Here is a 22,796-nt window from a genome sequence, read left to right on the forward strand (position 1 = left end):
CGCGCTCATGAGACGAGCGCCCGCACGACGGCGACGGTCACGGAGGTGACACCGTCATAGGTGACCGCGGCCCGACCGGTGGAGGGGTCGCGGTAGTCGCTGGTGACGGGGATCGCGACCTGGGCGCCGGCCGCCACCGCGATGGCCCGGTCGGCGATCGCCAGCCCGTTGACGGTGCCCGGCGTGGCCAGCGTCACCGTGTGCGATCCGGAGTCGCCGTTCTTCACCAGCAGCAGCACACCGGCTCCGGTCGGGCAGGTGTCGCCGCCACCGGCGGCCGCGGTGAACGTCACCGCAACACCGGTCAGGGGTACCACCTGCGCAGCAAGTGCAGCCATGTGTCCGTTCCTTCCTAGGGGAGAGTGAAGGCGCGGCCGGCCACCGACAGCAGCAACACGGCCTGCGCACCCTGATCTGTCTGGTCCTGCGTCAGCCGCGTGCCGACGATGGCCGCCTCGACGGAGCGCAGGCCGATGCTCGGGTCTTCGCGCAGCCACGCCTCGACCGGTGCGGCAATCTCGTACGCGCGCCGGCGGGCGGTGACGATGTCCGTGTCGCCTCGGCTGGCGATCGCCGCGACAGTGACCTGGAACTCTTCCTCGCGGCCGGTCGACAGATCGGCCCAGCCGCCCACGGATGTAGCGGCCTCGAAGTCGCCGTTGGGGTCGCCGTCGAACCCGATGACCAGCCAGTCGGGCGTCGAGTCGTCGGTGACCTGCGGGCCGTCCGCCACGACGACACCGGGCGTGTCGTCGTCGGCCGGCTCGTATGCGGGCTCGGAATTGCCCAACGCCACGAGGGCGTCAATCACTTCGGGTATCCGTGATGGCATCTACGCACTTCCTGGGGGGAGTCGGTACGGGGCGAGGAGTTCGAGGACGCGGTTGGGCACCGCGTAGCCGAACCCGGGGATCGGCTGGCCGACGCTGTAGTCCTCGCCGCCACCGGGCAGCCCCCCGCTACGGCTGGGGTGCTGGGTTCGCCACAGGTGCTGGACGAGCATCCGTGCCGCGAGGTTGACCGTCGGCGTGACCTCCGTGCGTCCGGCCTGCAGGGTGAACAGCAGCAGGCCCCGGAACCAGCCGCCGTCCCGGCGGCGCACCTCGCCGGTGTCCGGGTCCAGGACCAGGCCGTCGACCGGGTAGGTGATGCCGCCCGTCAGGAGTGGTTCCACCGATGTCAGGGACAGGACGGGGGTGGTGCGCAGGACCAGGGCGCGGCGCCCGGATTCCGCGTCGAGCCGCTCGGTCACCTCGCGCGGCTCGACGGGGCCGATGTACTCCTCGATCACGGGGGTGACCGCGTCGACGTACGTCTGCAGTTCGTCGTCGTCCGTGTCGCTGGTGATGTTGAGCTGCTTCTTGGCCTCGGCCAGGGTCAGCAGCGCCATGCCGTCCCCCTCATGTCCGGGAGATCGGGAGGGTGTTGGGGAAGCCCAAGAGGATCACCGCGCCGTAGACGCCGCCGCTGGTGACACCCGAGGGCGTGGTGACCGCGCGCAGGTAGCGCTTGGTGCCCGTGTAGCCGACCTCGTAGAGCTTGTCGTCGTCCGTGGCGGCGATGGTGGGCAGGGTGCCCTGCACGTCGCCGGCCGCGGCCGCCGCCCAGGACGAGTTGTCGTCGCTGACTTCCAGGGTGATGACGTGGGTTCCGTCGGTGATGGTGCCGGTGTGGACCAGCAGCATCACCGACTGGTGCCATTCGTTGGCGCCGGAGGCACCGGACAGCATCCGGTCGACGGCGGTGCCGTTGGTGGCGGTCGTCCGGGCAGCGATGGCGAGTGAGGCCTTGGCGCGGACGTGGTTGTAGACGCTGCGCTTCACTTCGCGTCACCTCCTGCAGGCTTCGAGGACGCCGCGGTGGTCTTCCTCGCCGGGGCCTTCTTGGCTGCCGGCGGGGTCGCGGCGCCGGTGTCCCCGTTGCTGCCGGCGTCGTCGGCCGCCGCGGCGGGGACGTCGCCGGTGTCGGGCGTCGGCTCCGGGTCGCCGGGGTCCGCATCGGCGGCCGCCGCGGTGTCGGCGTCGGGCTCGGCCTCCTGCCGCGCTGCGGCGGCCTGCGCGGGGTCGAGTGCCTGCGGGATGACGACGGCCTCGAACAGTTCCTCGCGGCCCTTGACGACAGGATCGTGGGGGGCGACCAGGTCGCCCTTGACGATGCGCCGGTTGTCCGGCGCCCAGAACGTTTCTTTCGCTCGGTACATCACTGGTCTCCTGCAACGGGAAGGGGCGCGGCCTGGTGATGGCCGCGCCCCGGGGGTGGATGGGGATCAGGTGATGTCGAGCAGCCGGAACGCGTCGGCGTTGACGACGTCGGAACCGACGCGCCAGTAGGCGAACCAGCCCGCCTCACCGGTCGGCCGGCCGTTGGAGCCCTTGACGAGCGGCTCGTAGACCATGGTCATTCCGACCCGGTCGACGATGTAGAAGTTGCGGAAGTCGCCGAGCAGCAGGCTGTAGTTCTCGGCGCTGGCGTTGATGACGCCGTCCATCGCCGAGGCCTCGTAGATGGGGGCGCCGAGCAGCTGCTCGGGCTGGCCCATGCCGAGGTTGGCCCAGAAGCTGGAACCGCCCGCCGTGTCGAACTGCCGGGTCTTGTTGATGATCGTCTTGTTCGCCATCCAGGACGGCGACGAGGTCAGCCGGTAGCGCGGCGGCAGCGCCTGCTCGACGGCGTACACGTCGGCCACCGCGTAGGTGTCGGTGCTCGCCGAGTTGACGACGGAGCCGGAGACCGCGGACACCGCGGTGACGACGCCCTTGGGCTGTGTGCTGCCGTTGCCCAGGGCGAACGCCGTCGCCTCCAGCCGGTCCTTGGCGTCCGCCAGGAGCGGCCCGACCTCCGCACCGAACCCGGAGTCGGACAGCACCTCGAACGAGCCCTGCACCCAGGCGGCTGCCTTCTTGGGCGTGATGGACGGCTGCGCGAACGCCGGCGATGCGTCGGCGGCCTGGTTGGACTCGGCCAGCCACTCCGCGGTCACGCCGGCGCTGGAGACACCGTTCCACGTGTCGGTGGTGATCGTCTTGATCGTCGACACCTGCCGGAAGGGGTTCGCCGATCCGGCGTTCGTGAGGATGATCGTCGGATCCAGGGTGAACGGAACGAGGAAGCCACCCGCCGAGTCCGTCAGGGTCATCGCCCGGCGGTGTGCCTCGGCCAGCTTGTACGCGGCCGCCTCGTCGTCCTCCAGGAGTGCCGGGTTGCCGCCGTTGGAGAGCAGCGCCTCAAAGGCGCGCATGTAGTCCTCGGAGCCGGTCAGCAGCAGGTGCTGCGCGATCCGGCCGCGACGGTCCCCGCGCACCAGGCGCTCGACGCGCTCCTGCTGGTCCTCGCTCAGTTCCTCGGCCGCGAGCTCGACCGCGTACAGCGCGCGCGAGCGCAGATCGGCCTTGGTCGCCCGGTCCGTCAGGTTCGCACCGCGGACCCGGTCCAGGTCCTCGTAGGGGTTGCCGCGGGAGCGCATGTGCTGTGGGCCGTCCCCGCTGGGCCGCTCCTGGCTGCCGGGGACGGTTGCGGCCGCCCGTACGGCGTCGACGCGCTGCTCGTGCGCCAGCTGCTCGTCGAACGCCTCCTGCGCGGTGTCGACCTCGGTCAGCAGCGTTCTGGCGCGCGTGACCTGCTCCTCGTCCGGCTCCTCGACGTCTTCCAGCTCGAACAGCTCCGAGCGCAGCGCTTCGAGCGATTCCTTGAGCTTGTCGCTCTTCTTCTTCCGCTTGGTGGTCACAGGGCCCTCCTGGCCTTGATGTCCGCGCGGATCTTGATCCACGCGATCTTCTGCCGAGCGGAGTGCCCTGCGGGCGGGTCCTCGGCGGCGGGGCCCGGATCGGGGTCGCCGTTGGCCGGCGGGCCCGCGGGAGTCTCGCCCGGGGGCGAGTCCAGCGGGGTGCCGGTCCGAAGCATGTCGACGAGCCGTTCGCGCTCGTCGGGGGGAAGGTCTGCCAGCAGGCGCGCGGCCTGCTCGGCGCGGACACCGATCACCGCGGCGTCGGGGTAGGCGGGGAACGGGGTGGGCCCGTACTCCCGCAGCTTGATCTCCTGGCGCCGTACGGTGCGCAGTTTGCCGCCGGCGTCGGGCCGGTAGCCGCCGCGCGGCGTACGGCCGGGGTCGGAGCGCAGGAATCCGCCGGAGAACGACTGTGCGCTGATCGATCCTTCGCGGATGTTCTCCAGGACCTCGTCCGCCAGCTCGGTCTTGTTGTAGCGGGTGACGGTCAGCAGGCCGCGGGTGTCGGCCTTGATCTCGACCGGTGTACCGATCGGCATCGCCCCGCGTTCCGAGGGCGTGCCGAACAGGGTCCTGCCGTGGTTGTAGAGCACTCCCACCCGCCATGTGCTGCGGTTGCCGGCAGGGGCGAGCTGGGTCAGCGTGCGGTCGAACGCGCGGCGGTCGATGACTTCGTTGTAGTGGCCGTCCTGGTCGTGGATCTCGGACGGGGTGTCGAAGACCGAGGCGTAGGCCTCGACCGTGCGGCCGTCCCCGCCTGCGCGGACGTGGATGTCTTCGAGCGGGAAGTAACGCAGGAACGCGTCCATCAGGGCACCTCCGGGTCCGTCGTCGGGGGAGTCGGGGAAGGGGCACCCGAGCCGGTGCCGGGTTTCTGCAGCTGGACCGAGTACAGGCCGCTGTGCTTAAGGAGGCTGTAGTCCTCGGCCGCCACCGCGGCGACGACCGTCTCGGGCTCGTAGCCGGCGTCGACCAGCGTGCGGATCGTGCGCGACTGCAGGCCCTGGATCTCGGCCGCGTCGTGCTGGTCCTCGCGCAGCCAGGCGATGTCACGGTCGTCGTACCAGAGGTCTGCGCCGGCGGGGACGTTGACGATCTGCGCCAGCGATCCGGCGGCCTCGCGCCACAGCGGCCGCATGGTCCCGTCCGCCAGGCGCCGTCTCGACGAGGAGTAGTTGCCCGCGTTGAGGGACGAACCGGCCAGGCCCTCGGAGAAGCCGACGACCACGGAGGGGACACCGGCCGCGGCCGCCAGGCGCGTCTCGCCGGCGCCCTGGGTGGCCTTGAAGTCGAGCTGGTGCAGGTCCTTGCCTACGACCGTGACGTCGGCTCCGCCGCCCAGGTAGAGCGTTTTGTAGGCGGTGTCGACGCCGCGGTGGTCGGAGTCCATGAGCGCCTGGAATTTCTTCACCTTCTCCGGCGTCACGGACGGGTCCAGGGACACGACGACCTGCGGTGTCGCCCCGTTCTCGAAGAACTTCAGCTTGTGCCGGGTCGCCGCGGTGTCCCCGACGATCTCGCGGATGACGGGGGTGATCCACGACATGCCGCGGAACTGGAACTCCGGGTCCGGGATCGGCGCGAAGTGCGCCACCTGTTCGGGCAGGAGGAACCATGGCTCGCTGCCGGTGGGCGGGTCGTACATGTAGCCGAGCAGTTCGGAGTCGATCGCCTCGCTCGCGAGGCTGGGCTCCTCCTCGGAGCCGGTGATGATCGTCACCCAGTCGGGGCGGAGCATCTTCAGCCGCCCCGGGTTGTAGTTCGTGACGTAGGCGCTGCCCTCAAGGTCGGCGAACTGGATCATCCTCGACAGCAGATTCCCGGTCGTTCCCCCGGGCCACGGCGTTTCTAGCAGGGCCAGGTCCGCCGTGCCGAACAACTCGCCGGGCCGGCCGTTGCGCATCTGCCGGAACTGGAACCGCGCCTCGCTGAACAGCATCTGCCGCACCGTCATCAGCGCGAAGACAGGGCCGTTGCTCTTGTAGGCGTGCCGGACCTTGGCCTCGAACTCCGGAGAGAACGGCCGTTCCATGCCGTCGATCGGCCGGCCGGTGCCGTAGTAGACGTTCCCGGCCACCGACCATGAGTCGTCGTCCCGTGTGGCCGGCCGCCGCGCGTGCTGCCACAGGCTCGTCAACGCTCCCCCTCGGGCCGCGGCCGCCGGTCCTCGATCAGGAAGCACCGCAGGCCGGGCGGGGATGCCTGCCAGGCCGTGACCTGGTAGACGACCTGGTCGGCAAGCGTGATCTTGTCGCCGTGCACCTGCATCTCGTGGCCGCACGCCTCGTGCAGCACCTCCAGTGAGATGCAGGCGCTGTGCGGGGCCTCAAGGATTTCGATCCCGCCGGGCACGCGGCGCAGGGTCAGCTCGTCACTCATCGCTCTCTCCTTCGCCCTCGACGTCGACCAGCAGCAGGAACGAGGCGGCCGTGAGCGCCCCGCCGGCCATCAGCCCGTATCCGGGCCCGAACTGCACTGCCGCACCCACGGAGAGGCCTGCACACCCCATCCAGTAGCCGAGCCGCGCCCGGGCCAGCTGCGACCACTGGGTCACACGTAGGCGCCCCACGGCTCCGCCTCCTCTTGCTCGACGTCGTGGTACATCTCCCACCCCCACACGGCGTAGGTCGTGGCCACCAGGGGGCTCACGTCGACGCCGTCGCTCTTGCGTGTCCAGGCCCAGGCGTCGCCGAGGTCGCGTTTCTGCGCGCCGGCGAGCGCGGCCGCCAGGGGCGCCTGCCCGAGGTGCGCGATCGACCCGGTGTCGGTGACACGGTCGTAGAACTGGCCGCAGGCCTGCGCCAGTTGGCGGACCTTCGGACAGACGATCTTCTCGGAGCGGTCCTCAAGGTCCTCGTCGTCCTCGTACCGCAGGGCCTTGCGCAGGGCCTCGACGAGGGATCCGGCCGGCCCGCCCTCATCGATGACCCAGGCGCACGGATTCCAGCGCTGGTCGCGCTCGACGACCCAGTCGACGACCCAGTCCGTGCCGGGTCGGTGCTCGACGACCTCGGCGTGCACGGACTCGCCCGAGGCGCCGGCGACGCTGATCGCCGTCCAGGTGCGCTCGGGGTTGGTGTCGATGGCGAACGCCACCGGATCTCCGGGCTGCGACGAGGTATCGGTCAGGTCCTCCCACGTGGCCTTGGGGATGACCTGCCAGGTCTCGTCGGAGACCTGGGGGTAGTCGCCCACGCCCAGGCGCTCGCGGTCGAACAGGTCCGGTCGCATGCTGCGCATCTCCTGCAGCACGTACGCCGTCCGAATGCGGATGCCCAGCGCCGGGTTGGCCCGGGCGAACGAGGCCTCCTCGCCGCGGTCGTCGTGCGACTCGCACACGATGCGGCCCTCGGGGTCGGTCGCGCATTCCTTCACGTGCGGGGCGATCGAGTGCTCGATGTAGCAGAGCGACTGATCAGGCTCGCCGTCGGCCAGGGCCCGGGCGCGCAGCAGCGCCAGCTGCTCGCTCTCGTCTCCCATGCCGGCGCTTCCGGTGTACACCAGCTGCGGGTTGGGGCGGGCGGAGAGAACGGGCATGAGGGCGCCGATGGGAGCCGCCCGGAGTTTCATGCCCTCGTCCATGAGGACCAGGTCGCCGGAGAACCCTCGGCCGCTGTCACCGCCCCGGGCCAGGAACCGGATCCGCGCGCCGTTGAAGAACGTGAACCCCTCTTCGCCGTGCGAGCGGCGGACGTTCTTCACACGGCGTGACAGGGCGTAGGAGCCCTCGATCATCTGGTCCAGCCGCAGGAAACTCTCCTGGGCGGTGTTGAACTGGTGGGCGGTGTGGATGACGAGTTTCCCGCCGAACAGGATGACTTCGCCCAGCTGCCTGATCTCCAGGAAGCCGCCCTTGCCGTTCTGGCGGGCAACGTTGATGACGACGTCCAGCGCGGCCCAGCGGCCCTCGTCGTCCTCCACCAGGGAGTGGTGCAGGGCGAGCCGCTGCCACGGATCGAGGTCGACGTTCGAGTCCTCGGCGAGGTCGACGCACTCCTGCCCGGCGGGCGACGTGAAGTCGAGCGCCTCCTGGTCCTCGACGCCGTCCCACCGCCCTGTGTCGATGCGGCGCCGCCATGGGACGGACAGGATGCGCGGCGTCTGGCAGCCGATCACCGGGACCCCTTGGCAGCCCGGGGGGAGATCCGCCGCTCGCGGCGCTTGGCGATCTCGTCGATCCGGTCGCCGCTCTCCTTGGGGGGAGCGGCAGCGACGACGACTCTCATAGCCATACGCAGTTCGCGCGCTACTGCGGCTGCGGCCTTGGGGTCCGGAGCGCAGTCGAGTTCCTTTGCGAGCCGGACGGCGGTTGCGGCCTGGGCGTTCCCGTCCGGCTTGACGCCGAGTTCGGCGAGCTCGGCCTGCGTCGCCTTGGTAACGGCGCCGGCGCGGAGGGTGCGCCGCTTCGGAGCGTCATCCATCGGACATCACCCCCCGTAACAACACAGACAGTCACGGACAGCGATAGATGATCAGTAACTAAGTGTCACCGCATGAATGGTGACGTAGTGTCACTAATTCGCTGAAGCGCAGGCCAGCGGATTAGTGCGCGCCGCGCGGGGAGAGAAACGGGCGACAAGGGCTTTTGGGTCGCCCGCCCCTTCGATTCACGTCGGCCCACGGCCCCCCTCCCCTCCGGACTCGATCGCCTCGGCAAGCGGTGCGAATCGGACACGAACGCTGATCACTCGACGACTCCGACCGCGTCCGACACCGACCGAGCCGAGTCACCAGGCGCGGGACGTCTGGGCAGTGACGGGGCGTGACCCACCCTTGCGGTAGTCCCGGTACCACTTGGTGACCACACCGTCCATGGCAGGCGAGCGCATCGCGGCGACGCGCTCGCGCACGACGTCTTCGCCTGGGTCGACGGTGACGATCTCGGCACCCAAGCGCCGGTAGCGGGCACGGGCCTTGGGGCTGGGCATGGTGTGGATCAGGTAGACGTCGACGTCCTCGATGTGCTGGAGGGCCTCGTCGATGGCCGCGTACCGGGCGCGCTGGGCGACGCGTACGTGCACACGGTCCTGTGACCACTGCGGTGCGCCCGGGCCGGTGAGGGCCATGGTGATGCGGTCCAGGTCGATGACGATGTCCGCGGCCTTGGCGTGCGCCTGGATCCATGTGCTCTTGCCCGAGGCCGGCGGGCCCGTGATGACGTACAGCACACTGCGTCACCTCCCGCCGTGGCGGCTACGGGTGACTGCGGCCGCCGGGAACCGAGTCCGCGTAGTCGCGGGGCCGGGCGGGGTCCGGGACGTTCACCAGGTTGGTCACGGGCAGTTCGCCGGTGGCGAGGGCCTGAGCCACGTGGGACCACATCTCGGCGAGCTTGAGGGCTTCGGTGGACCGTACGCCATGGAAGTCGGCGAGGCGGCGTTCCTGGGCCATGCGGTCGCCCTGCCGGGGGGCGGCGGAGTCGTAGGGGGCGCGCGAGCGGTTCTCGTACTCGATCGCCTCCACGTACTCGCCGTTCGCCGTCCAGGCCCAGAAGAGGGCGCGTTCTTGGGCCTCGCGCAGCCGCCCGGTGCGCTGCTCTTCGCGGCTCTGCTCGCTGTCGCTCATGGTCACCATCTCCTCGATGCTCGGGGCTGCGGCTGGGTGATGCGGTTGCCTCGGGCGCTGTTGCACTTGCGGTGCGCTGAGCGGGCGTTGGCGGGGTCGAGGAGGTCGCCGCCGCGTGTGAGTGGGATGGCGTGGTCGAGGGTGAAGGCCCAGCGGCTGCGCTGTGCGGCGTAGCCGGTGAGGGTGTAGTCGATCTCGTGGCCGCACCACCAGCAGGGCAGGCCGAGGGCGCGCTGTTGGACGCAGAGTGTGCGGTAGGGGCGCCCGTTGCGGGGGTTGCCGGCCACGGGCGCCACCTCCGGCTACAGGTCGTCGCCGAGGACCTCACGACGGGCGGCGGCGGCCTTGCGGTTGTAGGCGTTGCTCATCCGTATGGCGGTGAAGGTGAGCAGCAGGAAGAGGGCGACGAACAGCGCTTGCGTGACCACGCTGACGATGTGGATGTGCTGGGTGCCTCTGGCGATGAAGAACATGATCACGTTGCCACTGGCCCACGCGAACCAGACGCGGAACTTCTCGACGCGTACGGCTGACTGGACAGCGCGGTAGTCGCTCATGTGTCCCCCCAAGGACGATCGGTCGGCTGAGGGCATCATGCCGTGGCGTACGCGCTGCGTGATGAGCGTGTGGCCGTTCCGTGACGTCCGTCCCGCTGCCCGGTCCCGGGCCCGCGCTGGGGCGTTGGGGCGCCCGCGAAGGTCCGGCCGCCTCGCCGGGCAGCGGGGGCTACTGGGCGCCGACGAGACGCAGGGCGCGGTCGCGGGTGGCTGCCTCGGCGCGGGCGATGTCGGGCAGGGCGTAGAGGGGGTGGCCCTGGTCGTCGAGGCCGGCGGGGTCGAGGTGGCCTCGGGAGGCCCACTTGCGGACGGCGGCGGGGGTGACGGTCGCGGGGGTGCCGGTGCCGAACTGGCGCCACCTGGTGGCGTGGTCGGCTGCCTGGGCGGTGGTGTAGAGCACGGCTCACCTCCCCCGGGATGTGCCGCAGCCCCGGGCCTGGGTGGTCCGGGGCTGCGGGCCGGTGCGCGACGTCCGGCTGTTGTGGCGCTGGTGATCATCAACGGGTAGCTATGGGCACAGGTGTGCTACTGGGAGGAGTGTGACGCTAAGTGGTGATCTTTGTCCAGCAGGAACGCGCGGGTGTCGGCGTCCTACAATCGAACACATGGGCGATATCGGTGACAGGCGTGTCCACGTCGTGCTCCCGGACGGGCATGTCCTCGACGGTCAGCTCCAGGCCCGCCGCCGCGATCCCGACGGCCGCTGGTGGTACGGCGTCACCGTCGAGCTCCCTGCCAAGGCCGTGGAGCCTGTCCCTGGGAAGGACTACAGCCAGGTGCCCACGACGGTTCAGGAGCACTGGCCGTGGCTGATCCAGGCGCCGGCCGCGCCCGGGGAGGCGCCGGTCCTGCATGTCGGTGACTGCGCGGCCGCGACCGGCCGGCTGGAGCCCGTGCAGCACGCCGAGTTGGCCCGGGGCGCGTTGGTGGACTCCTGGGCCACCGTGTGCGACGTGTGCCGGCCCGCGCCCTGACTCCCCGGTCAGGTCTGCGCCGGTTGGGTCTGGCGGTCGGCGAGGTACTGCGCGGCGTGCTGGTCGTACTCGTCGGGGCTCAGCTGGTGGCCGCAGTCGAGGCAGTGGATGTGCCAGCGGCCGTCCGTGCGGACGAGCGTGCAGAGGTCGCACACGGGGCAGGGCGCGGCGCGGGGGTGCTGCTGCGGGGTGGTGTGGGTGAGGTTCCGGATGCGCCGGATGAGGTCGCCGATCTGGCGGTGGAGCTCGGCGGCGACGGGCAGCGTGAGCGCGAACGGAAGGTACGCGAGAAGCCACGCGCACCAGCCGGGGATCGTCTCGCCCTTGCGGGGCGAGGCCTGCTCGCAGGGCTGGGTGCGGGCGGTGCCGTACGCGTCGCGTGCGGCGGCCGGGTGCTGGTAGGCGATGTGTCCGGCCCAGGCGCCGAGGACGGCGGCGATCGGTGCCTCGCCGTCGTCGTCGGTGCCCGGTACGGCGTCGTAGCGGCCGGGGCCGAGGAGGACCAGGACGCGGAGGTCGACAGGCAGCGGCGCGTAGGCGCGGCCGCTACCACCGAGGCGGCCTTCGGCGGGCCGTCCGCCGGCGGCGACGAACTGTTCGAGCAGGACGGCCTGGCCGGGCAACTCGGTGAGCCAGCCGCGGAGTTCGCCGGCGTGCAACTGGCACAGGTGCTGGCCGTCCGGCGCGGTACGGGGGCACAGGGGGCAGCTACTCACGGTCGGCCTCGGCGGCGTTGCGGCGTGCTGCGTGCTGGGCGCGGGCGAGGATGGCGGGGTCCTGGAGGAGTTCGGGGATGGAGCGTTCCTCACGGCCGTCAGCGACGTGTTCGCGGCCGAGGAGCAGGTCGCGGAGCCTGTCGAACTCGGCGATCACCTTGGCGGTGGACTTGCTCATCTGCTTCCCGGTCTCCTCGCCGAGGGCGGTGACCTGGCGGGTGACCTCGGCCGCCAGGAGGTCACGGACTTGGGTCTCCGCGAGTTCGGTGACGAGCTGGTGCGTGGTGGCGGTGAGGTCGCGGGCGGTCTTGATCTCGTAGCGGAGGTCCTTGAGGGTTCCGCGGGCCTCGCGGATCTCTTCCTGCAGCTGGTCGCGTATCTGCCGGAGTTCTTCGGTGCCGGGCTGGCTCATGATCGTTCTTTCCGGCCGGGGTGTACGGCCATGGCTACTGGATAGTAATGACAGTTCTCTCGCGCGCACGCGCCCGCGTTCCGCGCGCGGTTATCGCAGGCGCGTGCGCGCGAGACGGTCATGGGCTCGTGCCCTTGCGGGGGCGTCGGGTGCGGGTGACGAGGGCGTTGAGGACGGCGACGAGGGCGAGCAGCAGGACGGTGAGGGTGGCGATGAGGGCGATGTACCAGCGGTAGTAGGCGTGGAGGAGGGCGGCGAGGGTGGTGAGTGCCTCGACGAAGAGGGTGCCGTTGCTGCTCATCTGCTGGCCTGGCGGGTGCGGAGGCGGAGGTTGTCGGCGGCCTCGTTGGCGAGGGCGGTGGCGCCGATGAGGGCGATGAACGCCCAGGTCTCCTCGCCGCGTATCCAGGCGCCGAGGCAGGCGGTGAGACAGGCCAGGGCGAGGAGGGCGGTGACGGCGACGTTGGCGCGGCTGGGGGGCGGGCAGGTGCAGTGCGGTACGGCGGCGGCCGCGGTGGTGGTGATGGTCCAGCCGCAGCCGGTGAGGTAGTCGTCGATCTGTTCGGCGGCGACGGTCCAGTAGATGTCCTCGCCGGGCGGGGTGGTGATCCAGTAGGCGTCGAGGGCTGCGGCGATCGCCTCCCGGGGTGTGGCGGGCAGTGGTACGGGGTGGGTCATGGCGTGGCTCCGGGGTGGAAGATCGCGTCGTAGAGGGCGTCGAGGTCGTGGGTGGGGGCTGGCGTACCGGCGGTCGTGGGGCGGTTGGGGCGACGGTTGGGGACGGGGATGTTGTGGTGTTTGCGCAGGGCGCTGATGCGGTCGTACTGGAGGCGGGTGGCGTCGTAGATCTGCTGGTAGGTGGCGCCGGCACGGAGCATGGCGGTGGCCTGTTCTTCCCGGGCGCGGCGCTCGGCGGGGGTAAGTCCGTTCCGGCTGGCAGGCAGGGGGATGCGCCGTTCGGCGCGGACGCGGACAACGCGGACGTGGCCGACGTGGAGGGTGTTGACGATGTGCTGGTGGGTGGCGCCGGCGCGGAGCATGGCGGCGATCTCGTCGTCGAGCTGCTGGCGTCGGTTCATCGCGGCCGCCAGGGGGTGGGGCGTACGCCGGTGAGGGCGCGGCCGGCGGTGCGCCGTGCAGCTGCTGCGCGCGTGCGTGCCCGGGCCCGGGCGACGGGGCAGGAGGAGACGTGCGGCTGCCGCAGGACCTCGCGCTCCTCGGCGGTGGGCCGGTCGCTGCTGAGCTGGCGCGTCCAGTAGAAGGTGTCCTTCACGCTGACGGCCTGGTTACCGGTGGGGTCCTCGCGCGGGTCTATGGCGATGATCTTGCGGTGCTTGGTGGTGAGGGCGTACAGGACGCGCCTCCCGCAGTCGTCGCAGGTGCCGTAGCCGGTGGTGGTCCGGCGGGTGGGGCTCTCGTACATGGCAGTTCGGTGGTCCTTCCGGGTCAGGCGGTGTCGGTGAGGTCGGTGTGGCAGAGGCGGCAGTTGGTGTGGCGCAGGGGTGGGCGGTAGGGGGCGTCACAGCCGGGGCATGCGAGCAGGGCCTGGGTGGGCGTGGCGGGCGGGGGTTGTCCGCGGACGCGGCCGGTGGGTGACTCGGCGCAGGCCTTGCAGGGCATGCCGGTATGGGCGAGGAATCCCCAGTGGCAGCCGGTCATGCCGCAGCGGGAGCGGACGGGCAGGACGGCGCCGAGGAGCCAGCGGCCGGGGTCGGTGATGTCCTCGTCGGGTGTCCAGCGGCGCATGCGGGTGATCTGGTCGCGGATCTCCTCGGGCCAGATCCCGTCTTCCCGGATCTGGCGGAGGAGTTCGCGGACGATGCGCCGGGTCATGTACGGCGAGATGCGCGGCAGGAGGTCGCTCACGGGCTCCAGGACGGGGCCCAGGAGCGTCCAGGCGTCCCGGCTGAGGGTGAACGGCGGCCCGGCGTACGCGGGGCGCTCAAGGGGGCGCACAGCCGGTGCGGGCCGGAACGTCGCGGCGACCGGAGCGAGTGGCCCGGCGGCGTTGTCCACAGGGCCGGCGGCCCACTTACGTTCAGCTCGCCTGCGGCGGAAGTCCCCAGCTTCCGTCGTTGTTCCCAGGTCGTTCAGTGGTGAGTGGTCTTCCTTATACGCGAGGGCCCCGCCCTCAAGATCGGGAGCCGCCCCACCCTCAGCGTCAGGAGTGGGTTCGGGCCCGTCGACGGGGTGGACGGGGTCGTCGTGGACGGTGACGAGGTGGCGGCCGCGGTAGCCGGCGCGTCGGTCGAGGGTGATCCAGCCCAGGCCCGCGAGCTCGGCCAGGAGGCGAGTCACGACCGCCTCGGCGAGCGGCAGGCCCACCCGCTTGCCGGAGTGGTGGCGCAGCACCCACGCGATCTCGGCGAGGGTGAGCTGACGGCGCTCGACGATCTCGGTGTAGCGCAGCAGGAGGTAGAGGCGGTGCAGGGTGCCGCGCAGGGTGTCCGCGGCCAGGACCGGGGCGGACACGTACCGCTCGTCACGGCCCAGCGCGCGGCAGGTGCGTTCGTTCGTACGGCCGTTGCCGGTCACCTCGTGGGAGCGCTGGCGCCGGGTCAGCTCCGTGATGCCGTCCGGCGGGGCGGGGCGGGACAGGCGGGAAAGGGCTTTCTCGACGGTCGAGGGCGCCAGGCCGGTGTACTCGGCGAGCCGCTCGACCGAAGCCGTGCAGGGGCGGCCGCGCGTCAGGGCCTTGACCTTGACGTACACCTTGGTATCGGCGTCCGCGTACGCGTCGGCGCCCCACACGATCCGCATGGGGGTGGTGGTCCACTGTCCGCGGGCAGCACCACCGGCCCCGCCGCTGCTGCGGCGGGGCTCGGCGGGAAGCGCGCGGGCCTGGTCCATCGGGTCCTAGCTGGTGTCGTCGGCGGGCTCGGTGTCGTCGTCGGTGGCGGCGCCGGGCACGGTGTACGCGGCGCCGCACGGGCCCCGGCGCACGCCGGGGAAGATGTGGCGGTGAACAGCGCCGCAGCCGGTCGGGCCGGTGCAGTGCACGGCGTACTCGGTGCGGCCCTGGGTGCGGATCGGCTCGACGGCGGCGGCCGCGGGGCCGCCGTAGGCGGGCGGGTCGTCGGGCAGCAGCGCTAACTGCGACTGGCCGTTCACCGCTCCGTCCCGCCGGTATGCGGTGGCTCGGTCCGCCGCAGCGCGGGGACGGTGAGCGTGACGGGCCGTACGACGCTCTGCTGCGACCACTCATGGATGGACGGGCGGCTGATCAGCCCGGCGTTCTCCAAGCTGTTCAGGGCCATGCGCACGTGCTTGGGCGCCACGCGTGCCAGCCCCGCCAGCCGTCCCGCCTCCTGCGGTCCGCCCGCGGGCAGCTCGCCGGACGCGTCGGCGAGGTGGGCCAGGACCAGGCCGGTCTGGCGCTGGTCCCGCGTCCGGTCGCCGGTCAGGAGCGCGGCTTCCCAGGCTCTGCGGTCGAAGTGCGGGCCGTGCGGTGCGGTCGCCGGCGTGATGGTGGTTGCGGTGTCCATGTCTCCTCGATTCGGATGGGTGGTGGCCGGGCCCCGGATGTGAGCCGGGGCCCGGCACCGTGCGGACGGGTCAGCTGCCGGTGCGGGTGCGGCGGCGGGGAGCGAGCTTGTGCAGCGCGAGGCCGGCCGCGATCAAGGTCGTGACCGCGACGACCGAGGCGAGGACGTCGAATCCCGCGCCGGTCGCGGCGAGCGCGGCCGTGCCGGCCACTCCCGCCGTGGCGCTGCCGATGGCTCCATACATGCTGTGAACTGCCTTCCTGTAGTGGGGTGTTGGAGATTCCGCTGGGTCCGTCAGGTGGCGGTCCAGCGCTCCTCGCGTCGCAGCGCGAGGTCGATGAGGGCGCGGAAGTAGACCGCGTGCTGGAACAGGTCGTAGGCCAGCTCGACGACGAGCACGGCGGCCAGGAGGCGGGAGCGCCAGCCCGCACGCCACACGCTGGCGACCTTCTCGACCACGAAGACCAGACCGAGCGAGGTCCAGAACGGGGAGACGGCGAGGGCGCCGAACAACAGCAGCTGCCAGGCGGTGAGCCACAGGAACAGGGCGAACGCGATCGCGCCGAGGCCCATCATGATCTGCTGCCCGAAGTAGCGGGCGGTGACCTTGGTCAGGCCGTACGAGCGCAGGTTCTCCAGGGCGCCGCGCTGCCACCGAAGCCGCTGATTCCACAGCTTGGGCAGGCTCGTCATGACCTCGGTGGTGACCGTGCAGGCGGCCGGGGACATGGTGCGGTAGCCGAGGGTCTTGACGGCCTTGGTGATCTCGTCGTCCTCCGTGAGGGAGGCGATCGTGTAGTAGCCGGAGCCGCCGGGGAGGCGATCGTCGAGGCGCGCGGCGCGCACCTCGCGCAGCACCCGCACGCTGAACAGGCTCGCGGTGCCGGTCAGGACGGTGGCGCGGCCGCCGCGGCGGCCGATCTCCCACGCGTAGCGCTGGTACTCCATGCGCTGGAGCTGGCCCAGCAGGCCCCCGCCGTCCTCGCCGTAGAAGACACCGCCGACCGCGCCCACCTTGCGGCGCATCGCCGCGGCGGCGTGCTCGACGAAGCCCGGGTTGAGCACGGTGTCGGCGTCCTGGATCAGGACCAGGTCGCGGTCGGCCAGGCCGGGCAGGACCTCGTCCAGCGCCGTGTTGAGGGCGCCGGCCTTCTTGCCCTCTACGCCGTGCAGGTCCAGGACCCAGGCGCCCGCGTCGCGGGCCGTCTCACGGGTGGCGCCGGCGTCGGTGCAGTTGTTCGTCACCGCGATGATCTCGTCGGGGCGGCGGGTCTGCGCCTGCAGCCCGGCGATCGCCGCGGCGATCCGCTCGCCCTCGTTGCGGGCCGGTATCAGCGCCACGATCCGCGGCCCGGCACGCTCCGGTCTCGCCACGGTGCGCAGCTGCATCGTGGTCTCGGTCAGGGTCATCTCAGCAGGTCCTCAAGTGACGGGCCCGGGCAGATCCGGGCGTGATCCTCAGACAGGTGTTCGGTGAGGTTGGCGACGTCGACGGGGCCGGAGGCCTCCAGGACGCACCCCCACCGGCAGGTGAAGCGGGCGGCCGGGAACGCCAGCCAGATGCCGCGCTTGGTGTGCCAGTCCCCGAGGTCGACGTGCAGCCCGAAGAAAGCCCGGGCGAACGCCTCGTCGACGACGGGCACGGCCTACGCGCCGGCCAGGCCGAGGACGGCCCACAGGGCGAGCAGGGAGAACAGCAGCCACATCCGGTACACGCCAGCCTCCGCGATTCGTACGGACGTTCAGGTGGGTCCGGCCGCCCCTCAGCGGGGGGAGCGGCCGGGCGGCCGGACCCGGTCTCAGGTGGCCGCCGTCGGCGGCCCTGCGGCCGCGACGACCGGGGGCGGGGGCGACCCGCTCGGGCGCAGGTCCATGGAGCGGACGACGAACCGCTGCCCGGGCCTGATCCGTCCAGCCGCGAGCTCCTTGCCGTACTGGTGCGCCAGGCAGACGACCGCCAGGTGCACCACCGCCTCCGCGGACATGCCGGACTGCGCCAGCACCGCGAGGTCTCGGCGCAGCGCGCGCGCCTGGCTCACGTCGATGCCGGCCAGCGGATCGGCCAGGAACCGGCGCGGCAGCGCCGCCCTGGCATCCGGCGCATCGTCCGGCTCATGACCCGGCGCACGCTCAGCGGCGTCGCCCTCGCCGGCCTGCGGCGCTAGCGGCGTGTCCGGCTCAGCGGGCGGCGCATCGTCCGGCGCGGCCTCCGGCGCAATCTCAAGGTCGCGGCGCACCGTGTCCTTGGAGATGTTCAGACGCCGCGCGATCTGGCGCTGGCTCAGCCCCTCCTCGTCGCGCAGCTTGTGCACCAGCGTGCGCCGGTCCCCACGCGTCACTGCGCCACCTCGTCGGCCTCGGCGCGCGCCACGGCGAGCTGCTTGCGGTGGGCGTCCTTCGGACCCAGGAGGACAAAGCTGAGGGCGCGCTCCGCCAGGAGGCCGTACGCGTAGGCAGCATCAGCCAGGCCCTCGCCCGCCTCCGAGGCGTCCGTCATCTGTGAGGCCTCGTGATCGGACACGTAGCTCTGCGCCCCGATGTCCTCCGCGACTTCCCGGGCGTACAGGCACTCGCACACGCGCTTGTATGCGGTGCTCAGCTTGCCGATGCCGGCGTATCGGCCCTCCATGCGGTCGAGGTGCACGTCCAGCGATCCGGGTGCGAGCTGGCGCCGGCCGTCGTCGGTCAGACCGAGGACGACCAGCGGCGGCGTCTCGCCGTCCTGGACCTGGCGCACGGCCCAGGCCGCACCCGAGGCGAAGCACATCGCGGCCAGCTCATAGGCGTTGTCAGCACGGTGGAAGGCGTCCAGGTACTCCTTCCGGATCCCGAACACGGCAGAGGAGTGCGGCGTGCGGTCGATGGGGCGCGACTCCCAGCCCTGGGCCTCGGGGCCCGGGCGGCCAGTCACCTTGCCCTCGTGAAAGTGGAGGAGGCGGTCCGCCTTCATGAGGGCGGTGCCGGCGTCCCGCTGGACCAGCTTCCATTCGAGGGCCGCCTCGCCGAGGGCGCGGACGCTGTCGATGAGGTGCTCGAACCAGGGCGCGTTCGCCGGTGCGAGGTTGTACATGAGCCACTCCAGATTCGTTGTGCCTCGGTCGGTCGGGCCGGGTGAGGTCACGGCCCGACCGACCGGGAGATCAGGTGGTGGTGCGTTCGGCCTTGAGGCGGCGCGCGGTGGTGGGGATCACGCCGACGGGGGCGGTGACTTTCCATCCGGCCTTGACGAGGTCGTCGGCCTGGCGGCGGGCGATCCGCTGGACCTCCGCCTCCTCCAGGCCGGGGACCTCGATCGAGATGCGGGCGGCCAGGACCGCCGTCGCGGCCTCAGCGACGATCCCGGGGCGGCGTGACGGCATCCGGCACCTCCTCTCCGGTACGGGCCCGGTGCCAGACGGCGCGGGCGGGAGACGGCATGTGTGGCACGGCCGCACGGACGGGCTGACGGATGCGGTGCACGACGCCGGCCGCACGGACACCGATGTGGGTGTCGGCGACGGCCGCTACCACCCACCACAGGACGACGCCCACGGCGAAGACGAGGAGCCAGGCCACAGCGCTCACCGTGCGGCCCCCTCTTCGACCGGCGCGGCACTGACCCATCCGGCCGCCACGCAGATGGCCACGGCGTGGGTGAGGTTGTGGGCGTTCAGGCGCAGCAGTGCGCGCTGCCGGTGCGATTTGATGGCGTCGCACGTCAGGAACATCCGGGCCGCGGTGCCCTCCACGGTCTCGCCGGCGGCCGCCGCGGCGATGACGTGCCACTGCCGCTGTGCCAGCGGGCACTCACGCAGCCGCTCCGCCTCACGGGCCGCGGACGCGGTCACGTCCTGACGCGACCGCGTCCCGCTCTCTGCACGCAGCCGTCCGATCTCGACGAGCAGCAACTGCCGTGCCCGGTCCAGGCGGAACCCCTCACGCAGCAGGTGTCCCTCGGCGTCGGTGTGCGGCTGCCACAACTTGCCCGGGTACGGCGGCCGCGGCCGCTCGAACCCGGCCTGGCTCAGGCGCTTGATGGTCCTGTCCGACATGGGCTCGATCACCACGTCACCTCCCGCTCGTCGTAGTGAGCGAGCGCGATGTCCAGGTAGACGGCCTCGGACCAGCGCCCCAGCCCGGGCGGCGGCGCCCACATGGCGCCCTCGTCGAGGGGTTCCTCGGCCAGGTGCAGGGCCGCGTGGGCGATCAGCCGGGGGTCGGCGAGCGCGTCGACGTCGAGGAGGCGGCAGATGCCGTAGGCGTCGTGCGCGCTCCACCCGGTCACGTGCGACCAGGCCAGCGTCAGCCCGCGGCCGCGGACACGGTCGTCGAGGAGCGCGGTGCCCGCCGGCCACACCGCCCGCAGGAACAACTCCGGGGCACCGCTGCGGCCGTCGCGGATGCCGGTCTCGAACGCCTCCGGGGGCATGGCCACGGCGAGGAGCTCGGCGTGGACGGCGTCCCCGTACGGCAGCTGCGGCACGTCCAGGGCCCGGGTGGCATCGCCCACCGACAGCTGGCTGCTGCCCTGGGTGCTCTTCACGGGCCCGGCAGTGCCGGGCTCCTCGAGGGCGGTCATCCGGCATCACCGACCGGGACGGCGCCGCTCTCCTCGGCGGCGGCCCGGTCCTGCTCGGCCCGCCACGCCTCGGTCTCGTCGTCGGACAGGCGACGGGTTCCGGCGACCTCCACACTCACGCCGTCGACGTCCACCACCAGCTCGGCGTGCTCGAACGGCTGGTCCGGCCCGATGATCCGGATCACCGGCTCGCCGCCCAGCGCCTCCGCCCAGGCGCGTACGCCGTCGACGCTCCCCGAACTGACGTCCACCCTGGCCGCCACGGATGCCTTCTCGTCGAAGTACCCGGAGACGTAGACGCTCGGGCGGATGCTGCGGATGGGAAGGTCGGGGTGCTCCGCGAGCAGGCGGCGCATCACCTGGCCCACGCGGAACGCACCGGACTCCAGAGCCTCGACGGCCTCGATCGGCGTGTGCTCGGTCTGGCCGCTCACAGGTCGCCGCCCGTCTCGGCCTGGCCGTCGGCCTCGTCGACGTCGCCGCGCTCGTCGTCGAACGCGGAGTCGATCGCCTCGGCCACCTGCTGGTCGTGCTCGTCCGACGCGCCGACCCCGTACCGCGCGTCCAGGTCGTCGGCGGCGGCGAGCTCGTGGCCGGCGCGGGCCAGGGCGTCGAAGACGCACATGTCGCAGCAGTACCAGCGGGGCCCGTGCCTGAGGCTGGCGATCTCCAGGCGGGACCAGCCGAACAGGTCGGACAGCTGAGCATCGGCGGCCGCACCGCAGCCCGGGGTCTCACACTTCGCGTCGAGGTCGCGGACGGTCCAGGGGGTGAGCTGCCTCGCGAGGGACGCGCACTGCTCGTCGGTGAGGACGAGGTCGGCGCGGCCGCCGTACGAGGAGGTGCACTCGACGGACGCCCGCCCGCGGGTGGGATGGACCTCGGTCCGCCCGGTCCAGGTCAGCGTCATCGGCAGGCCGTCGAGGGCGGTGGTGCCGGACTCGGCCGCGACCGCGACCGCCGAGACGAGCAGCATGTCGTCACCATGGCGGCCCTCGCACAGGCGCAGTACGGCCTGCACCCGCCGGTGGGCACCGGCCAGCGTCGCCAGCTGGGTGTGCAGCTCGGTGAGTTCGGCCTGCGTCTCGGCGCGGGCCTGCGCCGCCGCGGCGTCGACCGCCTCCTGGACGTGCGTGGCGTCGAACAGGATCCCGGCGCGGGCCTCAGCTGCCGCGAGGTCCAGCGAGGTGGCCTCGGCGTTCTGGGCGCGGACGGCGTCGAGGACGCCGGCCGCGGCCGCCTCCTCCACCGACACTGGCACCTCGGCCGCAGCGGCGGGCAGGTGCGGGAAGCAGTAGAGGACCTGCGCACCGGACGGGTACCTGTGACCGGCCGGGTCCGGGCGCAGCGGAGTGCCGTGCCGGGCGGATCCGGCGGGCAGTCCGCACGTGCAGCACTGCGGAGTAGCAGGCTCGGGGAACGGCGAGCGCAGGCTGTAGGGGACGTCCGGGTTCTGCTCCCACGGGTCGGCGTACGTGGTGCCGGCGGGCACGGGCAGGGCCACGTCGTACGCGGCGAACACCTCGCGCACCTGCTCCGGCGTCGCAGCCGGCGGGGACGCGGGGGGCATGGGCCCCGGGGTCTGGGATGATGCGTTCACGGTCTTCCACTCCTTCAGTAGGTGCGGGGGTGGGCTGTGCCGAGGGGTCGTGTCCGGGGTCCAGCCGGGCGCGGCCCCGTTCTCATGTGGTCAGGCGGCCATCGGCCGGGCCGGCTGCTCGCGCTCAGCGGGCGAGAGGGCCGGGCCCGTTTCCGGGGCCAGGAGCAGCGCGAGCTGGGCGTAGGTCTCAGGCGTGACAGGCGGCCAGCCGTCCACCATGCGTCGGATGCGCTCCTGCCACTCCGGGCGAATCACGCCGCAGCCCCGACAACGCGCGGGGCGGACAGTGGCGGCATCAGCTCGGCGATCTCGCACCCGAGGACATCTGCGAGTCGTTTCAAAACTGGCGCAGAAGCGCTGGCGTGCCCGCGCTCCAGCATCGACATGTACGACTGCGAGATCTCGGCTCGAACTGCGAGTTCTCCCTGTGTCAGGCCGGTCTGTACCCGCCGACGCCGCACGAGGTAGGGGTCCTGATTTGGCGAGGACTTCATGCCCAAACGTTAGAACAGATTGATAGTCATTGCAATCCATTGATGCTCACTGTTTCAACGTGACCCAACGTGGGACAGTGGCGCCCCGGCTGTGACCTGCGCTGATATTCGCTAAAGTTCAGTGATGTCCAGTGGTATTCATTGATCGGAGACCAGGGCGTGAGCGGTGCCAACGAGTTGCAACCGACGCCAGAGGGCGCACTCATCCGGCTGGCGCGACAAGCACGAGGGATGAGCCCTGAAGTTGCTGCGGACTTGACTCCGGTTCAGATCAAGGGCGGCCGCTGGAGGCAGATCGAGAGCGGCTTCGACAGGAAGAACCCACCCAAGCGCTCATTCGCGCCGGCGCTCACCCTCGCCCACATGGCGCACACAGTCGGCACAACCCCAGAGCGGCTCGCCGAGGCCGGCCGTGACGACGCAGCAGCGATCCTTCGGGAGATCCTGCGCGGCGAGGGTGAAGAGCCCGCGAACCCCGAGACGCTCACGACGCGCGAGCAGCAAATGCTGGCCGAGATGGTCGCCAGCACAGCAGAGGGTTTCGACCTGACTCCCGAGCAGCTGGACGCGGCGTACCGCCGAGCGGTGGAGCTGATCAAGGAGCGCCAGGCGGCACGCAGCGAGGACGGAAAAGGGGTCCGCAAGGATCGCGCCAGCTAAGTCACGATTAGGTTACGGCTGACTGGTATTCAACCAAAAGCAACCGCTTGC

Annotated in this window: 41 protein-coding genes; 2 read left to right on the top strand and 39 right to left on the bottom strand. The window is 71.5% G+C overall.

What is annotated here, in order from left to right; all coding sequences use genetic code 11:
- Nucleotides 1-5: 5 nt before the first annotated feature.
- The 17 genes from OG504_RS45150 to OG504_RS45230 all read right to left on the bottom strand — a co-directional run bounded on the left by OG504_RS45150 (nucleotide 6) and on the right by OG504_RS45230 (nucleotide 10,246).
- Nucleotides 6-338, bottom strand: a complete 333-nt coding sequence (locus tag OG504_RS45150; protein WP_405994962.1) for a hypothetical protein — start codon at nucleotides 336-338, stop codon at nucleotides 6-8.
- 14 nt (nucleotides 339-352) lie between these two features.
- On the bottom strand, nucleotides 353-811 hold the full coding sequence (locus tag OG504_RS45155) for a hypothetical protein (protein ID WP_405994963.1): 459 nt from the start codon (nucleotides 809-811) through the stop codon (nucleotides 353-355).
- A 21-nt stretch (nucleotides 812-832) separates the two neighbouring features.
- The gene (locus tag OG504_RS45160) at nucleotides 833-1,390 is read right to left on the bottom strand and encodes a head-tail connector protein (RefSeq protein ID WP_405994964.1); all 558 of its coding nucleotides are present in this window, start codon (nucleotides 1,388-1,390) and stop codon (nucleotides 833-835) included.
- A 10-nt stretch (nucleotides 1,391-1,400) separates the two neighbouring features.
- Nucleotides 1,401-1,823 carry a hypothetical protein gene (locus OG504_RS45165; RefSeq protein ID WP_405994965.1) on the bottom strand — a complete coding sequence of 141 codons (423 nt, stop codon included), beginning with the start codon at nucleotides 1,821-1,823 and terminating at the stop codon, nucleotides 1,401-1,403.
- Nucleotides 1,820-2,200, bottom strand: coding sequence for a hypothetical protein (locus OG504_RS45170; RefSeq protein WP_405994966.1), 381 nt, complete (start codon nucleotides 2,198-2,200; stop codon nucleotides 1,820-1,822). The genes OG504_RS45165 and OG504_RS45170 overlap by 4 nt, the downstream gene beginning before the upstream one ends.
- A gap of 66 nt (nucleotides 2,201-2,266) precedes the next feature.
- Complete coding sequence (locus OG504_RS45175; RefSeq protein WP_405994967.1) at nucleotides 2,267-3,724, bottom strand: phage major capsid protein; 1,458 nt, start codon at nucleotides 3,722-3,724, stop codon at nucleotides 2,267-2,269.
- On the bottom strand, nucleotides 3,721-4,533 hold the full coding sequence (locus tag OG504_RS45180) for an HK97 family phage prohead protease (RefSeq protein ID WP_405994968.1): 813 nt from the start codon (nucleotides 4,531-4,533) through the stop codon (nucleotides 3,721-3,723). The genes OG504_RS45175 and OG504_RS45180 overlap by 4 nt, the downstream gene beginning before the upstream one ends.
- Complete coding sequence (locus OG504_RS45185) at nucleotides 4,533-5,861, bottom strand: phage portal protein (RefSeq protein ID WP_405994969.1); 1,329 nt, start codon at nucleotides 5,859-5,861, stop codon at nucleotides 4,533-4,535. The genes OG504_RS45180 and OG504_RS45185 overlap by 1 nt, the downstream gene beginning before the upstream one ends.
- Nucleotides 5,858-6,103, bottom strand: a complete 246-nt coding sequence (locus OG504_RS45190) for a hypothetical protein (protein WP_405994970.1) — start codon at nucleotides 6,101-6,103, stop codon at nucleotides 5,858-5,860. Before OG504_RS45190 ends, OG504_RS45185 begins: the two co-directional genes overlap by 4 nt.
- Nucleotides 6,096-6,293, bottom strand: a complete 198-nt coding sequence (locus OG504_RS45195) for a hypothetical protein (protein ID WP_405994971.1) — start codon at nucleotides 6,291-6,293, stop codon at nucleotides 6,096-6,098. The genes OG504_RS45190 and OG504_RS45195 overlap by 8 nt, the downstream gene beginning before the upstream one ends.
- Complete coding sequence (locus OG504_RS45200) at nucleotides 6,275-7,840, bottom strand: terminase (RefSeq protein WP_405994972.1); 1,566 nt, start codon at nucleotides 7,838-7,840, stop codon at nucleotides 6,275-6,277. Before OG504_RS45200 ends, OG504_RS45195 begins: the two co-directional genes overlap by 19 nt.
- Nucleotides 7,837-8,145, bottom strand: a complete 309-nt coding sequence (locus tag OG504_RS45205; RefSeq protein WP_405994973.1) for a hypothetical protein — start codon at nucleotides 8,143-8,145, stop codon at nucleotides 7,837-7,839. The genes OG504_RS45200 and OG504_RS45205 overlap by 4 nt, the downstream gene beginning before the upstream one ends.
- A gap of 306 nt (nucleotides 8,146-8,451) precedes the next feature.
- The gene (locus tag OG504_RS45210; protein WP_405994974.1) at nucleotides 8,452-8,892 is read right to left on the bottom strand and encodes an AAA family ATPase; all 441 of its coding nucleotides are present in this window, start codon (nucleotides 8,890-8,892) and stop codon (nucleotides 8,452-8,454) included.
- A gap of 25 nt (nucleotides 8,893-8,917) precedes the next feature.
- Nucleotides 8,918-9,289 carry a hypothetical protein gene (locus OG504_RS45215; protein ID WP_405994975.1) on the bottom strand — a complete coding sequence of 124 codons (372 nt, stop codon included), beginning with the start codon at nucleotides 9,287-9,289 and terminating at the stop codon, nucleotides 8,918-8,920.
- A gap of 2 nt (nucleotides 9,290-9,291) precedes the next feature.
- Complete coding sequence (locus OG504_RS45220; protein ID WP_405994976.1) at nucleotides 9,292-9,576, bottom strand: HNH endonuclease; 285 nt, start codon at nucleotides 9,574-9,576, stop codon at nucleotides 9,292-9,294.
- Between the two features lie 15 nt (nucleotides 9,577-9,591).
- Entirely contained in the window at nucleotides 9,592-9,846 is a 255-nt protein-coding gene (locus tag OG504_RS45225) for a hypothetical protein (protein WP_405994977.1), read from the bottom strand.
- A gap of 169 nt (nucleotides 9,847-10,015) precedes the next feature.
- On the bottom strand, nucleotides 10,016-10,246 hold the full coding sequence (locus OG504_RS45230; protein ID WP_405994978.1) for a MerR family transcriptional regulator: 231 nt from the start codon (nucleotides 10,244-10,246) through the stop codon (nucleotides 10,016-10,018).
- Between the two features lie 205 nt (nucleotides 10,247-10,451).
- On the opposite strand from OG504_RS45230, the gene OG504_RS45235 reads away from it, so the two are divergent.
- On the top strand, nucleotides 10,452-10,820 hold the full coding sequence (locus tag OG504_RS45235) for a DUF6233 domain-containing protein (RefSeq protein WP_405994979.1): 369 nt from the start codon (nucleotides 10,452-10,454) through the stop codon (nucleotides 10,818-10,820).
- An 8-nt stretch (nucleotides 10,821-10,828) separates the two neighbouring features.
- On the opposite strand, the gene OG504_RS45240 is transcribed toward OG504_RS45235, so the two are convergent.
- The 22 genes from OG504_RS45240 to OG504_RS45345 all read right to left on the bottom strand — a co-directional run bounded on the left by OG504_RS45240 (nucleotide 10,829) and on the right by OG504_RS45345 (nucleotide 22,085).
- On the bottom strand, nucleotides 10,829-11,536 hold the full coding sequence (locus tag OG504_RS45240; protein ID WP_405994980.1) for a hypothetical protein: 708 nt from the start codon (nucleotides 11,534-11,536) through the stop codon (nucleotides 10,829-10,831).
- Nucleotides 11,529-11,948: a hypothetical protein gene (locus OG504_RS45245; RefSeq protein WP_405994981.1), complete on the bottom strand. Its 420-nt coding sequence runs from the start codon at nucleotides 11,946-11,948 to the stop codon at nucleotides 11,529-11,531. The genes OG504_RS45240 and OG504_RS45245 overlap by 8 nt, the downstream gene beginning before the upstream one ends.
- 118 nt (nucleotides 11,949-12,066) lie before the next feature.
- Nucleotides 12,067-12,249 (bottom strand): hypothetical protein, encoded by a 183-nt coding sequence (locus OG504_RS45250; protein ID WP_405994982.1) that lies wholly within the window; start codon nucleotides 12,247-12,249, stop codon nucleotides 12,067-12,069.
- Nucleotides 12,246-12,626 carry a hypothetical protein gene (locus OG504_RS45255; RefSeq protein ID WP_405994983.1) on the bottom strand — a complete coding sequence of 127 codons (381 nt, stop codon included), beginning with the start codon at nucleotides 12,624-12,626 and terminating at the stop codon, nucleotides 12,246-12,248. The genes OG504_RS45250 and OG504_RS45255 overlap by 4 nt, the downstream gene beginning before the upstream one ends.
- On the bottom strand, nucleotides 12,623-13,027 hold the full coding sequence (locus OG504_RS45260) for a hypothetical protein (protein ID WP_405994984.1): 405 nt from the start codon (nucleotides 13,025-13,027) through the stop codon (nucleotides 12,623-12,625). The genes OG504_RS45255 and OG504_RS45260 overlap by 4 nt, the downstream gene beginning before the upstream one ends.
- On the bottom strand, nucleotides 13,024-13,371 hold the full coding sequence (locus OG504_RS45265; protein WP_405994985.1) for a hypothetical protein: 348 nt from the start codon (nucleotides 13,369-13,371) through the stop codon (nucleotides 13,024-13,026). The genes OG504_RS45260 and OG504_RS45265 overlap by 4 nt, the downstream gene beginning before the upstream one ends.
- 23 nt (nucleotides 13,372-13,394) lie before the next feature.
- Nucleotides 13,395-14,798 carry a hypothetical protein gene (locus OG504_RS45270; protein ID WP_405994986.1) on the bottom strand — a complete coding sequence of 468 codons (1,404 nt, stop codon included), beginning with the start codon at nucleotides 14,796-14,798 and terminating at the stop codon, nucleotides 13,395-13,397.
- Nucleotides 14,799-14,804: 6 nt separating this feature from the next.
- Nucleotides 14,805-15,059, bottom strand: a complete 255-nt coding sequence (locus OG504_RS45275; RefSeq protein ID WP_405994987.1) for a hypothetical protein — start codon at nucleotides 15,057-15,059, stop codon at nucleotides 14,805-14,807.
- Nucleotides 15,056-15,433: a hypothetical protein gene (locus OG504_RS45280; RefSeq protein WP_405994988.1), complete on the bottom strand. Its 378-nt coding sequence runs from the start codon at nucleotides 15,431-15,433 to the stop codon at nucleotides 15,056-15,058. The genes OG504_RS45275 and OG504_RS45280 overlap by 4 nt, the downstream gene beginning before the upstream one ends.
- A gap of 70 nt (nucleotides 15,434-15,503) precedes the next feature.
- On the bottom strand, nucleotides 15,504-15,677 hold the full coding sequence (locus OG504_RS45285) for a hypothetical protein (protein WP_405994989.1): 174 nt from the start codon (nucleotides 15,675-15,677) through the stop codon (nucleotides 15,504-15,506).
- Nucleotides 15,678-15,727: 50 nt separating this feature from the next.
- Entirely contained in the window at nucleotides 15,728-16,843 is a 1,116-nt protein-coding gene (locus OG504_RS45290; protein WP_405994990.1) for a glycosyltransferase family 2 protein, read from the bottom strand.
- Nucleotides 16,840-17,076: a hypothetical protein gene (locus tag OG504_RS45295; protein ID WP_405994991.1), complete on the bottom strand. Its 237-nt coding sequence runs from the start codon at nucleotides 17,074-17,076 to the stop codon at nucleotides 16,840-16,842. Before OG504_RS45295 ends, OG504_RS45290 begins: the two co-directional genes overlap by 4 nt.
- 156 nt (nucleotides 17,077-17,232) lie before the next feature.
- Nucleotides 17,233-17,772, bottom strand: a complete 540-nt coding sequence (locus OG504_RS45300) for a DeoR family transcriptional regulator (RefSeq protein WP_405994992.1) — start codon at nucleotides 17,770-17,772, stop codon at nucleotides 17,233-17,235.
- Nucleotides 17,769-18,503 (bottom strand): hypothetical protein, encoded by a 735-nt coding sequence (locus OG504_RS45305; protein WP_405994993.1) that lies wholly within the window; start codon nucleotides 18,501-18,503, stop codon nucleotides 17,769-17,771. The genes OG504_RS45300 and OG504_RS45305 overlap by 4 nt, the downstream gene beginning before the upstream one ends.
- Before the next feature lie 70 nt (nucleotides 18,504-18,573).
- Nucleotides 18,574-18,792 (bottom strand): hypothetical protein, encoded by a 219-nt coding sequence (locus tag OG504_RS45310; RefSeq protein WP_405994994.1) that lies wholly within the window; start codon nucleotides 18,790-18,792, stop codon nucleotides 18,574-18,576.
- Complete coding sequence (locus OG504_RS45315; RefSeq protein WP_405994995.1) at nucleotides 18,761-18,997, bottom strand: hypothetical protein; 237 nt, start codon at nucleotides 18,995-18,997, stop codon at nucleotides 18,761-18,763. The genes OG504_RS45310 and OG504_RS45315 overlap by 32 nt, the downstream gene beginning before the upstream one ends.
- Nucleotides 18,994-19,464 carry a LuxR C-terminal-related transcriptional regulator gene (locus tag OG504_RS45320; RefSeq protein WP_405994996.1) on the bottom strand — a complete coding sequence of 157 codons (471 nt, stop codon included), beginning with the start codon at nucleotides 19,462-19,464 and terminating at the stop codon, nucleotides 18,994-18,996. The genes OG504_RS45315 and OG504_RS45320 overlap by 4 nt, the downstream gene beginning before the upstream one ends.
- 8 nt (nucleotides 19,465-19,472) lie before the next feature.
- Nucleotides 19,473-19,991 carry a hypothetical protein gene (locus OG504_RS45325; RefSeq protein WP_405994997.1) on the bottom strand — a complete coding sequence of 173 codons (519 nt, stop codon included), beginning with the start codon at nucleotides 19,989-19,991 and terminating at the stop codon, nucleotides 19,473-19,475.
- A complete protein-coding gene (locus OG504_RS45330; RefSeq protein ID WP_405994998.1) occupies nucleotides 19,988-20,425 on the bottom strand; it encodes a hypothetical protein in 438 nt (145 codons plus the stop codon). The genes OG504_RS45325 and OG504_RS45330 overlap by 4 nt, the downstream gene beginning before the upstream one ends.
- Nucleotides 20,422-21,591, bottom strand: a complete 1,170-nt coding sequence (locus tag OG504_RS45335; protein ID WP_405994999.1) for a hypothetical protein — start codon at nucleotides 21,589-21,591, stop codon at nucleotides 20,422-20,424. Before OG504_RS45335 ends, OG504_RS45330 begins: the two co-directional genes overlap by 4 nt.
- A 90-nt stretch (nucleotides 21,592-21,681) precedes the next feature.
- A complete protein-coding gene (locus OG504_RS45340) occupies nucleotides 21,682-21,846 on the bottom strand; it encodes a hypothetical protein (protein WP_405995000.1) in 165 nt (54 codons plus the stop codon).
- Nucleotides 21,843-22,085: a helix-turn-helix domain-containing protein gene (locus tag OG504_RS45345; RefSeq protein ID WP_405995001.1), complete on the bottom strand. Its 243-nt coding sequence runs from the start codon at nucleotides 22,083-22,085 to the stop codon at nucleotides 21,843-21,845. The genes OG504_RS45340 and OG504_RS45345 overlap by 4 nt, the downstream gene beginning before the upstream one ends.
- Before the next feature lie 159 nt (nucleotides 22,086-22,244).
- Here OG504_RS45345 and OG504_RS45350 point away from each other — a divergent pair, with 159 nt between their 5' ends.
- On the top strand, nucleotides 22,245-22,745 hold the full coding sequence (locus OG504_RS45350; RefSeq protein ID WP_405995002.1) for a hypothetical protein: 501 nt from the start codon (nucleotides 22,245-22,247) through the stop codon (nucleotides 22,743-22,745).
- The last annotated feature ends 51 nt before the right edge of the window (nucleotides 22,746-22,796 follow it).

Origin of the sequence: Streptomyces sp. NBC_00986 (genome assembly GCF_045162565.1) — a bacterium.
Classification (GTDB): Bacteria; Actinomycetota; Actinomycetes; order Streptomycetales; family Streptomycetaceae; genus Streptomyces.

What these genes read in the sequence shown, in the direction of transcription:
- OG504_RS45150 (WP_405994962.1), bottom strand. Translation starts at nt 338, where the DNA reads ATGGCTGCACTTGCTGCGCAGGTGGTACCCCTGACCGGTGTTGCGGTG.
- OG504_RS45160 (WP_405994964.1), bottom strand. Translation starts at nt 1,390, where the DNA reads ATGGCGCTGCTGACCCTGGCCGAGGCCAAGAAGCAGCTCAACATCACC.
- OG504_RS45170 (WP_405994966.1), bottom strand. Translation starts at nt 2,200, where the DNA reads ATGTACCGAGCGAAAGAAACGTTCTGGGCGCCGGACAACCGGCGCATC.
- OG504_RS45180 (WP_405994968.1), bottom strand. Translation starts at nt 4,533, where the DNA reads ATGGACGCGTTCCTGCGTTACTTCCCGCTCGAAGACATCCACGTCCGC.
- OG504_RS45190 (WP_405994970.1), bottom strand. Translation starts at nt 6,103, where the DNA reads ATGAGTGACGAGCTGACCCTGCGCCGCGTGCCCGGCGGGATCGAAATC.
- OG504_RS45205 (WP_405994973.1), bottom strand. Translation starts at nt 8,145, where the DNA reads ATGGATGACGCTCCGAAGCGGCGCACCCTCCGCGCCGGCGCCGTTACC.
- OG504_RS45215 (WP_405994975.1), bottom strand. Translation starts at nt 9,289, where the DNA reads ATGAGCGACAGCGAGCAGAGCCGCGAAGAGCAGCGCACCGGGCGGCTG.
- OG504_RS45225 (WP_405994977.1), bottom strand. Translation starts at nt 9,846, where the DNA reads ATGAGCGACTACCGCGCTGTCCAGTCAGCCGTACGCGTCGAGAAGTTC.
- OG504_RS45235 (WP_405994979.1), top strand. Translation starts at nt 10,452, where the DNA reads ATGGGCGATATCGGTGACAGGCGTGTCCACGTCGTGCTCCCGGACGGG.
- OG504_RS45245 (WP_405994981.1), bottom strand. Translation starts at nt 11,948, where the DNA reads ATGAGCCAGCCCGGCACCGAAGAACTCCGGCAGATACGCGACCAGCTG.
- OG504_RS45250 (WP_405994982.1), bottom strand. Translation starts at nt 12,249, where the DNA reads ATGAGCAGCAACGGCACCCTCTTCGTCGAGGCACTCACCACCCTCGCC.
- OG504_RS45255 (WP_405994983.1), bottom strand. Translation starts at nt 12,626, where the DNA reads ATGACCCACCCCGTACCACTGCCCGCCACACCCCGGGAGGCGATCGCC.
- OG504_RS45260 (WP_405994984.1), bottom strand. Translation starts at nt 13,027, where the DNA reads ATGAACCGACGCCAGCAGCTCGACGACGAGATCGCCGCCATGCTCCGC.
- OG504_RS45265 (WP_405994985.1), bottom strand. Translation starts at nt 13,371, where the DNA reads ATGTACGAGAGCCCCACCCGCCGGACCACCACCGGCTACGGCACCTGC.
- OG504_RS45270 (WP_405994986.1), bottom strand. Translation starts at nt 14,798, where the DNA reads ATGGACCAGGCCCGCGCGCTTCCCGCCGAGCCCCGCCGCAGCAGCGGC.
- OG504_RS45280 (WP_405994988.1), bottom strand. Translation starts at nt 15,433, where the DNA reads ATGGACACCGCAACCACCATCACGCCGGCGACCGCACCGCACGGCCCG.
- OG504_RS45285 (WP_405994989.1), bottom strand. Translation starts at nt 15,677, where the DNA reads ATGTATGGAGCCATCGGCAGCGCCACGGCGGGAGTGGCCGGCACGGCC.
- OG504_RS45290 (WP_405994990.1), bottom strand. Translation starts at nt 16,843, where the DNA reads ATGACCCTGACCGAGACCACGATGCAGCTGCGCACCGTGGCGAGACCG.
- OG504_RS45305 (WP_405994993.1), bottom strand. Translation starts at nt 18,503, where the DNA reads ATGTACAACCTCGCACCGGCGAACGCGCCCTGGTTCGAGCACCTCATC.
- OG504_RS45310 (WP_405994994.1), bottom strand. Translation starts at nt 18,792, where the DNA reads ATGCCGTCACGCCGCCCCGGGATCGTCGCTGAGGCCGCGACGGCGGTC.
- OG504_RS45320 (WP_405994996.1), bottom strand. Translation starts at nt 19,464, where the DNA reads ATGTCGGACAGGACCATCAAGCGCCTGAGCCAGGCCGGGTTCGAGCGG.
- OG504_RS45325 (WP_405994997.1), bottom strand. Translation starts at nt 19,991, where the DNA reads ATGACCGCCCTCGAGGAGCCCGGCACTGCCGGGCCCGTGAAGAGCACC.
- OG504_RS45345 (WP_405995001.1), bottom strand. Translation starts at nt 22,085, where the DNA reads ATGAAGTCCTCGCCAAATCAGGACCCCTACCTCGTGCGGCGTCGGCGG.